The organism is Pseudoduganella buxea (genome assembly GCF_009720835.1).
Lineage (GTDB): Bacteria > Pseudomonadota > Gammaproteobacteria > Burkholderiales > Burkholderiaceae_D > Rugamonas > Rugamonas buxea.
The window spans coordinates 1-13,633 of the sequence record NZ_WNKZ01000121.1 but is presented as its reverse complement, the minus strand read 5'-3'; the positions used below and the strand labels follow the sequence as shown (position 1 = coordinate 13,633).

9 protein-coding genes are annotated in these 13,633 nt (G+C 67.8%); 5 read left to right on the top strand and 4 right to left on the bottom strand.

Features of this window, described 5'->3' with window-relative positions; translation table 11 throughout:
• Positions 1-970: beta-barrel domain-containing protein (locus tag GM672_RS25065; RefSeq protein ID WP_211517422.1), on the top strand; the 970-nt coding region annotated here is incomplete at its 5' end.
• Between the two features lie 104 nt (positions 971-1,074).
• Here the strand turns inward: GM672_RS25065 and GM672_RS25060 are convergent.
• On the bottom strand, positions 1,075-1,368 hold the full coding sequence (locus GM672_RS25060) for a hypothetical protein (RefSeq protein WP_155473251.1): 294 nt from the start codon (positions 1,366-1,368) through the stop codon (positions 1,075-1,077).
• Positions 1,369-1,393: 25 nt separating this feature from the next.
• On the opposite strand from GM672_RS25060, the gene GM672_RS25055 reads away from it, so the two are divergent.
• A complete protein-coding gene (locus tag GM672_RS25055) occupies positions 1,394-4,216 on the top strand; it encodes a calcium-binding protein (protein WP_155473250.1) in 2,823 nt (940 codons plus the stop codon).
• A 4-nt stretch (positions 4,217-4,220) separates the two neighbouring features.
• Here the strand turns inward: GM672_RS25055 and GM672_RS25050 are convergent, their stop codons facing one another.
• Positions 4,221-4,598 carry a hypothetical protein gene (locus tag GM672_RS25050; protein WP_155473249.1) on the bottom strand — a complete coding sequence of 126 codons (378 nt, stop codon included), beginning with the start codon at positions 4,596-4,598 and terminating at the stop codon, positions 4,221-4,223.
• A 251-nt stretch (positions 4,599-4,849) separates the two neighbouring features.
• Positions 4,850-7,903 carry a TonB-dependent receptor gene (locus tag GM672_RS25045; protein WP_229427764.1) on the bottom strand — a complete coding sequence of 1,018 codons (3,054 nt, stop codon included), beginning with the start codon at positions 7,901-7,903 and terminating at the stop codon, positions 4,850-4,852.
• A gap of 463 nt (positions 7,904-8,366) precedes the next feature.
• Here GM672_RS25045 and GM672_RS25040 point away from each other — a divergent pair, with 463 nt between their 5' ends.
• Positions 8,367-9,572 carry an ROK family transcriptional regulator gene (locus GM672_RS25040; RefSeq protein ID WP_155473248.1) on the top strand — a complete coding sequence of 402 codons (1,206 nt, stop codon included), beginning with the start codon at positions 8,367-8,369 and terminating at the stop codon, positions 9,570-9,572.
• Between the two features lie 6 nt (positions 9,573-9,578).
• Here GM672_RS25040 and GM672_RS25035 read toward each other — a convergent pair whose 3' ends face one another.
• A complete protein-coding gene (locus GM672_RS25035; protein WP_155473247.1) occupies positions 9,579-10,307 on the bottom strand; it encodes a haloacid dehalogenase type II in 729 nt (242 codons plus the stop codon).
• Positions 10,308-10,998: 691 nt separating this feature from the next.
• On the opposite strand from GM672_RS25035, the gene GM672_RS25030 reads away from it, so the two are divergent.
• Positions 10,999-12,120, top strand: a complete 1,122-nt coding sequence (locus tag GM672_RS25030) for an endo-1,4-beta-xylanase (protein ID WP_155473246.1) — start codon at positions 10,999-11,001, stop codon at positions 12,118-12,120.
• Positions 12,121-12,373: 253 nt separating this feature from the next.
• Positions 12,374-13,633: trypsin-like serine peptidase (locus GM672_RS25025; protein ID WP_170300233.1), on the top strand; the 1,260-nt coding region annotated here is incomplete at its 3' end.

The window sequence follows — 13,633 nt, the reverse complement described above, 5'->3', positions numbered from 1 at the left end:
GGACGGCGTGGCCATGGTGCGCCAGCCCGGCGACGATCCCGGCCTGTTCGGGCTGGTGGCGGCCCAGGGCGCGGCCCAGGTGGCGGCACAGCGCGACCGCGTGGCACAGGAAGAATCGCAGCTGGCGCGGCTGGCGCACGAGCGGGTGGCGGCGCAGGTCCAGCTGCGCAAGCTGCAACAGACCTTGCCCGATTACGAGCGCAGCGCCGATGCCTACGCGCGGCTGCACCAGGATGGCTTCATGGGCAGCCTGGCCGCCGTCGACAAGGCGCGCCAGGCCACGGAAAAGGCCCACGACCTGCAGGCCCAGCGCGCTGCCGTGGCGGCGCTGGCCGAAGGCATTGCCGCCCAGCGCCAGCGCATCGGCCAGTTGCACAGCGGCTGGCGCAGCGAACTGCAGCGCGAACGGGCCGAACTGCGGGCCCGGCGTGCCCGCCTGCAGGCCGACCTGGAACGCAGCGACTACCGGGCCGGCCTGACAGCCCTGCGTTCGCCCCAGGCCGGCGTCATCAAGGACCTGGCGACGACGACCCCGGGCGCCGTGCTGCAACCGGGGACGACGCTGATGACCCTGGTGCCGCCCGATGCCCTGTATGCCGACGTCGGGGTGCGCAACGAGGATGTCGGCTTTACCCGCGTGGGTCAGCGCGTCCAGCTCAAGCTGGCGGCCTACCCGTTCCAGCGCCACGGCATGCTGACGGGCCGGGTGGTGCACCTGGGCCTGGACGCAGGCGTCGCCGACAGCGCCGCAGGCAGTCCCGCCACGGCACGCGAGGCCGAGCGGGCCACGCTGTACCGTGCCCGTATCCGCCTGGACGGACAGGCCCTGCGCGGCCCGGACGGCGCGGCGCTGCCGCTGGCGGCGGGCATGCAGGTCGTGGCCGAACTGCACCAGGGCCGCCGTTCCGTGCTGGATTACCTGCTGTCGCCGCTGCGCAAGATATCGGCCGAAGCGGCTCGCGAACGTTGAGCCGCGAATGGTCGATTCCTTCGGAATTAATAGCGCATTATCACCGGATTAATCGGGACTGTATTAAATGCAAGAGACCTTGTTTTAAATGAACGCGACTTTTGTCATTCAAGCCTGAGTGCGCAAATCCCCCGTTTCATCTCCACAACGCCAGCTTCTTTCCTTTGATTTTCCTTGATTCTCCCGTGCTGGAATCCCCGCAGAATCTTTCCTGGAATAACTTTTGCGTGGCCGTGGATTTCCAGCGCGGCGATCCACCGGTATTTTAAATTCAAAAATGGGAAAATAATGTCCAATACTCTCGGCAATAAATCTGGCATACGCCGGCACGCGGCGCAAGATTCCGGCCAAATGCGGCAGGAACGTTTTTTGGCGCCGTCGCCGGTGCCAGCCGGCAAAGGAGAATTTCTGACCAGTACAGCAGTGTTCCAGGATGCCGCGGTCCGGCAGCTGCTGGGCACCAGCGGTAACGACACCATCGACGCCGGCGACGGCGACCCCGCCACCGTGGACGACGCCAGCGAGATCGTCGGCGGCCAGGGCAACGACCGGCTGTTCGGCGGCAGCGGCGACGACACCTATGTCGTCGCGGCGGGCGACGGCAGCGACACGGTTGCCGACATCGGCGGCCAGGACACGATCCTGTTTACGGACCTCGATCTTTCCGACGTGACGATCCGCCGCAGCGGGGCCGACCTGCTGGTTCACCACGGCGCCGACTGGCTGACGGTGACTGGACATTTCGCCGGTGCCCCGGTCGAGCGCATCGTGTTCGCCGATGGCGCCATCGTCGAGAAGCAAGCGAGCGTGGCCGGGGTCGAGCGGGGCACGGCCAACGACGACAACCTGATGGACTGGGTCGACGTGGACGCACCCATGCTGGTGCAAGGCCTGGAAGGCGACGACTACCTGGCCACCGATACCGGGGCAGGCCGCGACACGCTCGACGGCGGCGCCGGCAACGATGTGTTGTACAGCAGAGCCAGCGCCGATGTCCTGCTGATGGGCGGCGACGGCGACGACAGCTTCCGGCCCCTGTGGGACGAGGAGATGGATGGAAGCGTGACCTTCGACGGCGGCAAGGGCAACGACACCTTCAACGGCGGCGCGGGCCTGGATACCTACCTGTACCGCCGCGGCGACGGCAACGACGTCATCGATTCCTGGTACACCGACCAGGTCGACCGCCTCGTGCTGGGCCCGGGCATCGTACAGGAGCACGTGACCTTCGTGCGCCGCAACCAGGAACTGGTGATGTATATCGCCGACCCGCAGGACGCCACGGCGCAGGAGTCGATCACCTTCATGCGCTGGTTCGACGAGAGCGAAGAAGGTGTCGGCAAGCGCATCGCCAGCTTCGAATTCGCCGACGGGTCAACGGTCGGCGGGGCCGCGTTGACCGAGGTCACCAGCCGGCGCATCGGCACCGCGGCGGCCGATTCGCTCACGGGCTACCGCGACACCTTGCTGATCGACGGCGCCGGCGGCGACGACACCGTCTCGTCGGTCTACGGTGGCACCATCATCGGCGGCACGGGCAACGACTCGGTGACCTACCATTCCGACGCCGCGCCCATGATCGACGCCGGTAGCGGCAACGACTCCATCGAGGGCTATGGTGAGGGGGCCGACCAGCGGACCACCGTCATCGGCGGCACCGGCAACGACTGGATCCGCGGCAGCGTTGGCGGCGAAACCTTCCTGTATGCCCGCGGCGACGGCAACGATACCATCGCCACCCAGTATGGTTGGGGTATCGCCCCCGACCGCATCGTGTTCGGCGCCGGCATCGATCCGGGCCACGTCACCGTCAAGCGTACCCAGTACGATCTCCTGCTGACAATTGCCGATCCGGCCGACCCGGCGCGGCGCGAATCGATCACGCTGGACTACTGGCACCACGCGAACTGGCTCAACGAAGTCGTGTTCGCCGACGGCACGACGTGGAACGCGGCGCACCTGAAGTCCCTGGCGGCGCACATCGTGGGCACCGACGGCAACGACACCATCAATGCCTATAACGGCACCTTGACCATCGACGCCGGCGGCGGCAACGATTCGATCGACGGCCTTACCGGCGCCGGGCGGCTGATGCGGGGCGGCGCCGGCGACGATACGGTGCATTTCGTCGCCCGCGGCGACACCATCGACGGCGGCGCCGGCAACGACGTGCTGTATGCCTCGTCCGTGCTGCCGGCGTCGGGCAACACGCAGGTGGCGGGCGGCGCCGGCGACGACAGGATGGTCATCAACGGCGGTGCCACGACCTACCTGTTCAACCGCGGCGACGGGCGCGACACGATACTCGACAACGGCCCCACGGCGCTGGCCGACCGGGTCGTATTTGGTGCCGGCATCACGCAGGGCGACCTGATCGTCAGCCGCCACGAGTTCGACCTGATCGTCGGACTGGCCGATCCGAACAATCCGGCCATCGCCAGCGGCGACCAGTTCACCGTCACGGCCGGGATCTACACGTCGACCGACTTCCAGCTGGAACGCTTCCAGTTCGCCGACGGCAGCGTGCTGACGATGGCGCAGATCGCCGGCATGCAGCCGGGCAGCGCCGGGGCCGACAACGTCACCTTCACGGCCGACCGCTATGCCGCCTTCGGACGTGGCGGCAACGACAAGCAGACGGCCGAAGCGCAGTCCGCGCTGCTCGACGGCGGCGACGGCGACGACACGCTGACGGGCGGCGCGGCGGCGGACTTCCTGTATGGCGGCAAGGGCAACGACTTCCTCAGCACCAAGGGCGGGGCCGACGTCATTGCCTACGGCAGCGGCGGCGGCGCCGATACCGTCGTCTCGACCGGTTCGAACGCCACCCTGTCGCTGTCGGCCGCCACCGGCCTGGCCGGCCTGACGATGGCGAAATCGGCCAACAACCTGCTGCTCTCGTTCGGCGGCGGCGACAGCATCGCCCTGCGCGACTGGTATGCGTCGGAAGCGGCCAAGGGTATCGGCCGGCTGCAACTGCACGACAGCGGCGGCAACGGCGTCGGCATCTACGACTTCAAGGCGCTGGTGAGCGCCTTCGACAGCGCCCGCGCCGCCGACAGCACGCTGTCGTCGTGGGCAGTCAGCACGCACCTGGCGGCGGCCTTCCTGGAAAGCAGCGCATCGTCGGCCTACGGCGGCGCGCTGGCGGCCGACTATGCCACGCAGGGACACCCGGAAATGCTGTCGACGATCCAGCCGACCGTGCGCTCCCAATTGTTCGGCGTGGACAAGCAGGCCGTGTAAGGCCTCACGGGACGGTGCCGTCGGCGTCGGCCAGCTGGTCCAGGCTGTCGTAGCAGGGCAGGCCCAGTTCGCGGGCGCGGCGCACGTCGCCGTCCGCGCCCGCCGACGCACCGGCTATGCGGTAGACGCCGTCGCAGCGCGCGATCATGCGGGCGGCCACGTCGTACAGGAACTGGCTGGGCACGGCCGCCCCGGCGCTGCCCAGGCCGGCGGCGGCGGCAAGCGGCAAGGCCGCCCATTCGCCGATCAAGGGCAGGTGGCCTTTGCGGTAGACCTGCCAGGCGGCCAGTTCCTGCGCCTTCAGGTTCGCTTCGATCAGTCGGGCGTCGCCGCCGGTGCCGCTGCGGTAGGGCCCGGCGATCAGGATGGTCTGTGGTCTCATCAGGGGTTCCCGGTGGTGCGGGCCCACGCCCGCCGCAGGCAAGTATAGCGGCGATTGCACGAAAATGCACGTACCTGCACACATATGCACGATTTGGATTTGTCTACGCCCGCATTACGCAGTGCGTCCGGCCCAGGGCGGATTTCCGGGCGTGGCGATGGCGGCTGCCGTACGGCACGCCCGCGTGAATAGCCGGGAAGAAGTCGCGAAGATGACGGCGGCGCCCCGATTGCCGGCGCGCCGCCGCGGCATCAGAACTTGTAGCGCGCGCCGATCATGTAGCGCGGTCCGGACTGGGTTGCCGACAGCACCATCATCTTCGTGCGGCCGTGCACCCGCATGGTCTCGTCCGTGACGTTGATGGCCTCGAACGACAGCGCCAGGTTCGGCGAAACGTTGTAGCCGATCGACAGGTCCAGCTGGCCATACGGCTCGACATACTGCGGGTTCGGGCCGACCTGGTCCGTGACGGAGGACAGGAACCTGTCGCGCCAGTTGTATGCAGCCCGCACCGACCACTTGGCATCCTCGTAGATGCCGATCAGGTTGGCCGAGTCGGACAGGCCCACCAGTGCGAACTGGTTGCCCTTGCTGGCGTTATCGAACTGCAGGTCCGACTTCACGTAGGTGTAGTTGGCCTGGACGCCGAAGCCGCTGTTGCCGAACATGTGCTGGACGTTGATCTCCGCGCCCTTCAACGTGGCCGCCTTCTCGTTGACGAAGGTGGTGATGTCGTAATGGACCATCGGGTCGCCCGCGATGCCGCGGATGGTGCCGGTGGCATTGCCGGCGGCGTTGTCGGGGCCGCGCGTCACGCCGTCCTGGCCGTTGAAGTTGCGGAAGATGTAGTTGCGCAGGCAGTTCGTATCGGTGGCGATGCAACCCGAGGCCAGTGCCGCGTTCCAGTACTTGCCGCCGACGGGCGTGGTGACGCCGGCCGACGTTTCGTCCAGCACCGTCTGGCCCGCGTAATTGTCCAGCTTCTTGTAGTACAGGCCCAGCGACACCACGCTCTGGCGGTCGTAATACCATTCGGCCGACAGGTCCAGGTTCTTCGACTTGACGGGCTTCAGGGCCGGATTGCCGCGCGAACCGGTGCCGCCGTTGACGGTGCCGGTCGGGTTGATGGTGGTGCCGCCCTGGATCTGGTCGTAGCGCGGCCGGCCGATGGTGTGGCCATAGCTGGCCCGCACCTTCAGGTCGGAGCGCACGTCCATGTCCCAGTCCAGGCTTGGCAGCAGGTTGTGGTACTTGCCCGAGAGGGTGGTGAACTCCTTGCCGCTGAAGACGAAGGGCAGCTCGTTCTGCGCCACCCATGTGCCCCCCGACACGGTCTGCGACAGGGCGGTCGACGTGACATCCGTCTTTTCGTAGCGCAGGCCGATCCCCGTGTGCATCGGCATGGCCGTATCCCACTCGGTGTTGTACTGCAGGTAGAGGGCGCGGCTCTTTTCCGTGGTGCGGCGGTCATAGTCCGGATCGGCCAGGCTCGGCAGGTATTTTTCCGGCATGCCCGTCGCGTCGGCGGCGCGCTGGCGCATGGCGGCGAAATCGAACAGGTGGATCTGCTGGAACAGGGCAGGGTCACCCGAGCCACCGAGTTTGCTGAAGTACTGGCCCAAGGTGTCGGCGCGCCACAGGTCCTGCGGATAATCGGCCGGCGTGGTGGCGCCGCCCCACGTGTCGCGCTGGACCTGCTGGAAGGCCGAGCGGTTCTCCACGTTCGTCGCAGACAGGCCGAAGTTGACGGACGAGGATTCGAACACATTGAGCTTGCCGCTGGCCTGGACCTGGTCGATCTCCATCTTCTGCAGGCCGTTCTGGAACCAGGAGCCGCTCACCTGCATGGGCGCGCGCACGAAGTCGGCCCCCTCGATCGACAGCACGGGCATCTCGTTGCTGAAGTCGACCCGCGTGTTGCCCCGGCTGAAGCTGACGGTGGCCAGGTCGTTGTTCGAGCCGAACGGGCTGTCCGCCATCGCCTTGGCGGTGGAATGGTGCACGTCGAAATTGAACCTCAGGTCGCGCGACGCCTTCCACTGGGCGTTGAAGCCGATCGAGTTGTTCTGCGCCTTGGTGGCGTAGTCGCCGCCGTTCATGGCGATGTCCTGGTTGGACACGTTTTCCTGGTAGTAGATGGGCGAGGCGATGGGGCCGTCCGTCCACTTGCTGACGGACGGGCCGAAGTTGAACCAGGCCGACAGCTCGTGGTACTTGGTCTGGATCTTGTTCTGCGAATAGGTGTAGTCCAGCGTCGTCGTCAGGTCCTTGTTCGGGCGGAACTGCAGGGTCAGCTGGCCGTTGGTGCGCTGGCGCTGGGTGCCGCGCATGAAGTAGGAGATATTCTGCGGCACCGAGTAGACGTCTGTGGGGTCGGGCCGGTTGATGATGTCGGCCGCACCCGTGGCACCGGGCTGGGGAATCGCGCCCCAGCTGTTCTCGTCGCCCCGGAACGGGCCTTGCCAGCCATTCGTGATGGAGGCGCGGTTGATGCCCAGGTTGCGCTCCTGGTAGCTGGCGCTGACGGCCAGGCCGAACATGCCGTCGTTCCACGTGGTGCTGTAGATGCCGGAGATCTCCGGCGTGTAGGAACGCTTGGCCTTGTCCTCTTCCGGCAGGTGGCGGTTCGACGTGTCGTAGACCACCTTCGCGCCGACGCTGGCCTGCCGGCCCATGTCGAGCGGGCGGCCCGTCATGATGTTGATGGTGGCGCCGATGCCGCCTGGCGGCGTGTCGGCGCGCGAGCTTTTATACACCTGGATCTGCGAGATCGATTCCGACGCCAGGTTGGAAAAATCGAAGGCGCGGCCGGCCAGGTCCTCCAGGTTCGCCGTCGGCATCTGGCGGCCGTTCAGCAGCACCATGTTCAGGTCCGGGCCGACGCCGCGCACCGTCACCTGGGCGCCTTCGCCCCGGTTGCGGTCGATCGACACGCCGCTGATGCGCTGCAGCGATTCGGCCAGGTTGGTATCGGGGAACTTGCCGATATCGTCGGCGACGATGCCGTCGACGATGCCGTCCGAGTTGCGCTTCAGGTTCAAGGTCGACTGCATGCTGGCACGGATGCCCTTGACGACGACCTTCGGTGCTTCCATCGGGTCGCCCGCCTGGGCAGCGGTGGCCTGGGCGGCGTCCACGGCGACCGGCGCGGCGGCACTGGTGGCACCAGCGGCGCCGGCGCCGCTGCTGGCCTCCTGTGCGCAGGCCGGCATGGCCAGCGCCGCGCAGGCACCGGCCACGGCCAGCGTGATCAGGCGATATCTTGTTTTCGGTTGGGGCAGGGCCCCCGTTTTCAACTCCAGCACAATGTCTCCTCTCGTTTCGCGAATTGGCGTGCCGCACCCGGTGGGCCGGCCTTGGTGGTACTGCACTCACCGGTCCCGCCACATGCTTGTATCGACCGATGGTTGCGTGGCGGGGGCGCGTTCGTGGACCGAACGTCATCTCGACAGGGTACGGAGGAAGGCGGCAATTGGTCAATCGGACGAACCAATTAAATAGTTTAGTAATAAGGGGATTGTCACGCCGATGATCGTTAAACATCGCATTTACTTCCGGCTGTCTCCGGCCGGGCGAAGGGGCCGGCGGCGGTTCAAGAAATCGTTTTCATATTCAAATCAAGGACTTCGGTGAAATCGTTTGCGCGCCCGGCTGCCGTGCAACGGGCAGGTGTCCGGTCCGGCCCGGTTCCGCCGGGCGCGCAAATGACCCTGTGCCGTTGCGCGGGGCTGTTGCATAATTCTCACAATATCCACGGAAGCCACGTTCATGCCCGTCACCGGTGACCAGCAACTGCTGAAACAACTCAATCGCATGGCGCTGGTGCGCCAGGTCGGCGCCGCGCCGGGCCTGTCGCGGGCCGCGCTGGCCGAGGTACTGGGGCTGACCAAGTCCACCGTCAGCCTGCTGGCGCGGGAACTGATCGACGAAGGCTGGCTGGCCGAAAGCGACTTGCTCACGACGGGCGAAGTGGGGCGCCGCGCCACGCCGCTGCACCTCGATGGCGGGCGCCTGGCCCTGCTGGGGGCGGAAGTGGGCATCGACGAGGCCCGCGTCGTCGCCACCGACCTGCTGGGCCGGGTGGTAGACAGCGTCGTGCTGCCGTACCAGGACCCGAACGATGCTCCCGGCTGCATCGCACTGGCGGGCACCGGCCTGATCGCGCTGGCCCGGCGGCTGTCACGCCGCAACGCGGCCGGCGGCGCGCGCCGCGTGCTGGGCATCGGCATCGGGCTGCATGGCGCCGTCGACGAAGCATCCGGCGTGCTGCGGCACGCACCGCACCTGGGCTGGCGCAATGTCGACGTGGGCGCCCAGCTGGCGGCGCGGCTGGCCGGCTCACCGCTGGCCGGCCTGCCGCGCTATATGCAGAACGAGGCGAACGTGGCGGCCCTGGGCGAATTCGAGTTCACGCCGCAGTCGGCCACCGATCCGCTGGTCTACCTGTCGATCGGCTATGGCGTCGGCGCCGGCGTCATCGTCAGCGACCGGCTGCTGACGGGGCTGCGCGGTTTCGCCGGCGAAGTGGGGCATGCGATCCTGCAGGTGGACGGCCCCACCTGTTCCTGCGGCCGGCGCGGCTGCGCCGATGCGCTGATCGGCCTGGGTGCGCTGCTGGCGACCGTGCTGGACGAGGAACGGCCCAGCTATGCGGCACTGGAAACGCTGGTCGGGCGGGTGGAGCAGGGCGAGGCGGCCAGCTGCGCGGCCGTGGACGAGGCAGGCCGGCAATTGGGCGTGCTGCTCAATAACCTGTGGGCCAGCTTCGACCCGATGGCCATCTGTATCGGTGGCCCGGCGCTGCGCCTGGGCGACACCTTCATCGCGCCCGCACGCCGGGTGCTGGCCGACTACGCCGCCGCCGCGGTGCTGGCGCCGCCGGAAATCCGTACGTCGGAGTTCGGCGCCGATGCGGTGGCCGTGGGCGCGGCGGCGCTGGCGCGCTACCGGCTGACGCGGCCGCTGGACCGGTAGGCCCCGTCAGGGGCAGCCCAGCAGGTCGGCCAGTTCGAGAAAATCGCCGGCGACGAGGTCCCAGTCGTCTTCCGCTTCCAGGTCGGTGTCCTGTCCCGGGCCGTGTTCCAGGGGGCGGGGCACGAAGACCGTGCGCAGGCCGCACGCGCGCGCGGCACGCAGGTCGCCGTTGTGCGCCGCCACGAGCACGAAGCGATGCGGCGGCACGCCGGCAACGTCGGCCGACTTCAGGTAGACCTGCGGCTGCGGCTTGTAGTCGTGGGCCATCTCGGCGCCCAGGATGGCGTCCCAGGCCAGGCCGCCGAAGCGGGCCAGCTGCACCATGCCGGCGACATGGCTGTTCGACACGGTGCCGATGGGGAAGCGGCGCCGGATGCGGGTCAGTCCCGCTACCGCGTCCGGCCACGGGTCGAGCCGTTCCCAGGCACGGTTCAGGTCCGCCAGTTCGTCCTCGGCAAGCGTGGCGACATCGGCGCCATGACGGGCCAGCAGCAGTTCCAGGTTCTCGCGTTGCAGTACGTCCAGGCGCACCCACGGCCGCGCGCCGGTGCGAACCTGCTCCATGGCCGGCTGGTACAGTGCGCGCCACTGGTCGGCAAAGGCGAACGGGTCGACGCCGATGCCGTACCGTTGCAGGAAGGGCCGGGCGGCGCGGGCCACGCCCGAACGCCAGTCGACGACGGTGCCGAAGACGTCGAAGCCGAAAAAACCGGCATGGTGAAGCGGTGCGGTCATGCTTGCTCCTGTGCTCCGTTCCGGGACGCGAGGGGCTTACTATAACTGCCACCGCCGCCGGCACCGCTCCCGGTTCAGAACGAGTATTGCGCCTGCACCGTGTAGCGCGGCCCCGTGACGAACCAGGCCCGCCCCATCCCTCCAGCGAAGCGCTGCCCGTTGACAACGACACACTGTCCCTGGCCGGTGCTTCGAGCGTCGACTGCTGGGCCCAGGCACCGCCCGCGAAGAAGAGCCGCGTCACGGCAGCCGCAGCTGTCTCCCGAGAGGCGGTCATTGCATTTCCCCGTCTTATGACGGTCCCTGGCGCGAACGAGAATCGTTGTTTGCGCAATCATTGTTAATCCGCTCCGTACGAACCCGGCAGCGACTCTCGTCTTGCGATACCGCGTGGTGCCGGCCGCGCGCCGCGTTGTCGTGCACGCCCCGGTTGGGGCGTCAATTGCTTGCCGCTGGGGGGCGACCAGGACAATGATCGTTTCCGTCGATTTCCCCTGTATGGCGGCGCTGGTATAGACGCGCCGACAGTGCCATCCGCTGGCGTCGCAACGACAGCTGTGGCTGTAAAACAACTGGCATCGTGTCAAAGCCGCGTATTGATATACGTAACATTAAGACGGATACTCATTGGTATAACATTTGCGACACCTCCGGCCCATGCCGGGGGCTAACCAAAAGATCAGGAGACACCATGACCATCGATCGCCGCCAGGCGCTTTGTGCGCTGGCCGCCGCCGCGGCGCTGTCTTACCGTAACGTCCATGCCGCGCAGGCCACGTTGAAGGAGGCTGCCGCGTCCAGGGGCCTGCGGGTCGGAAACGCCATGGCCCACGCGCCGGACCGCTTCGGCAATGCCGCCTACCGGGCCCTGACGGCGCGGCAGTGCGGTGTCATCGTCTGCGAGAACGAAACCAAATGGCAGGCCCTGCAACCCCGGCCCGGTGCCTACGATTTCGCCGCCGCCGACGCCATGTTCGCCTGGGCCGGGCGGGAAGGCCTGCAGCGGCGCGGCCATACGCTGGTCTGGCAGCCGGGCAAGTGGCTGCCGGCCTGGATCGAGTCCCACGATTTCGGCGCCCGGCCGGCCGCCGGGGCGGAGCGGCTGCTGGCCACGCACATCCGTACCGTGACGGAGCACTTCGGCAGGGATGTCTACAGCTGGGATGTCGTCAACGAGGCGGTCGATCCCGCTGACGGTGCCTTGCGCGCCAATGCCTTCACGCGCAGGCTCGGTGCCATCGACCAGATCGACCTGTGCTTCCGCCTGGCCCGCACCCACGCGCCCCATGCCCAGCTGGTCTACAACGACTATATGCGGGGCGACGCCGGCAGCGCGAAACACCGGGCCGGCGTGCTCAAGCTGCTGGAGGCGCTGAAGGCCAAGGGCACGCCGGTCGACGCAGTCGGCCTGCAGAGCCATATCGGGTCCTGGGACGACGTCCGCGACGGCAAGGACGCGGGGCGCGAATGGCGCCGTTTCCTCGATGCCGTCACCGGCATGGGCTACCGCCTGCTGATCACGGAATTCGATGTCAACGACCGCGAACTGCCCGGCGATATCGCCCGCCGCGATGCCGGCGTGGCAGCGCTGGCGAAGGACTATCTCGACCTGACGTTGAGCTACCCGCAAGTGACGGACTTCGTCATGTGGGGCATGGCCGATCACGTCAGCTGGTTGCGCACGTGGGACGAGGCGCCCCGCAAGGATGGCTTGACGATGCGCGGCACGCCGTACGACGAGGCGTTGCGCCCCAAGCCGCTGTTCGATGCCATCCTGGCTGCGCTGCGGGCCATGCCGCCCCGCGCGGCCTGACCCTCCGGGGCCCGGACCCGCCGGGCCCGTCCTGCGCTGGACGGACCTTGCAGCCGAACCGTGCCCCGACGCGTGCATCCGGCTTGCCTGATACAAGTTGTACTGGTCGTTCCGGTAAAAATTTGTCATCATGGCTTGCAGGACGCAAGCAGTGCGCGAATACCCTCCATATTGCTACCTTAGCGTCGAGGCGCTGCGCGTCCGTGCCGGCTGACGTGTCAATCCGCGCGCCGGTTCCCGACAGGAGATGCCCATGGAATTTACCGCCGACTTCACCCAAATCGCCAGGGCGGCCGGCGAGCGCTGGCAGCGGCGCGCCGCCGTACGTAACCCGAATGCGGAGTGCATCCGCCGCGGCAAGGCAGTCGAGGCCGAGTCGCCGGAGCGGGTGCAGGCCCGCCTGGGCCGGCTGGCGATGGCGGCCAAGGCGCCCATGCGGTCCCTGGCCGTCGTGCCGGCCCTGGCACCCCGGCTGACGGAAACCATCGGCCTGGAAAGGGTGCTGGGTTCGGCCGACTTCGTCGACATCAACTTCGTCGAGCTGGCGCTGGCCGTGGCCCGCTTCGTCGGCCGCATCAATATCCGCTCGTCGCTGGGCCGCTCGGTCGGCTATGGCACGGGCTTCATGGTGTCGCCCACGCTGCTGCTGACCAATCACCATGTGCTCGACAGCGCGGACGCGGCGGCCGCCAGCGAAGTGGAATTCGACTACCAGAACGACCGCCACGGCCGGCCCCTGCCCATCGTCGGCTTCGCGCTGGAACCGGCCCGCTTCTTCATGACGAGCGCGGAGTTGGACTTTACCCTGGTGGCCGTGGGCGAGCGCTCGAGCCGGGGCATCGCACTGAACCGCTATGGCTGGTCGCGGCTGATCGGGGCCGAAGGCAAGGCCTTGCTGGGCGAGCACCTGAACATCGTCCAGCACCCGCGCGGCGAAGCCAAGCAGATCGTGCTGCGTTCGAACGAACTGGTCGACCTGTTCGACGACTATGCCCACTATGTCACGGACACGGAACCCGGTTCCTCCGGCTCACCCGTCTACAACGACCAGTGGGAAGTGGTGGCGCTGCACCACGCGGGCGTTCCCGCGCGCGACGGCGAAGGACGCCTGCTGCAGCGCGACGGCAGCGTGTGGCGGGACGGCATGGACCCGGACCTGATCGGCTGGGTGGCCAACGAAGGCATCCGTGTCAGCAGCCTGGTGAAATACATCACGGCGCAGTCGCTGCCGCCGGCCCAGGCGGCGCTGCGGGACGACCTGCTGAACCTGGTGCCGCCGACGGCGCTGGAAGCGGCCGTGGTAGGGCAGGTGGCCGATGCCATATCCGATACGTCCGACGTCACGTCTTCGTCCGCGCCGCGGGCGCTGGGCCAGGCCGCGACGTGGACGATTCCGTTGACGGTCACGGCGCACCTGGGGCCCGTCGTCCAGGCAGCAGCCGGCGTGCCGGCCATCGTGCTGCCGCCGGCGGAACCCGCGCCTGCCTTGCCCGCCACGGCACCGGCCCGGCCG

Coding starts and splice junctions, on each gene's coding strand:
- GM672_RS25050 (WP_155473249.1), bottom strand. CDS start 4,598: ATGAGACCACAGACCATCCTGATCGCCGGGCCCTACCGCAGCGGCACC.
- GM672_RS25030 (WP_155473246.1), top strand. CDS start 10,999: ATGACCATCGATCGCCGCCAGGCGCTTTGTGCGCTGGCCGCCGCCGCG.
- GM672_RS25035 (WP_155473247.1), bottom strand. CDS start 10,307: ATGACCGCACCGCTTCACCATGCCGGTTTTTTCGGCTTCGACGTCTTC.
- GM672_RS25040 (WP_155473248.1), top strand. CDS start 8,367: ATGCCCGTCACCGGTGACCAGCAACTGCTGAAACAACTCAATCGCATG.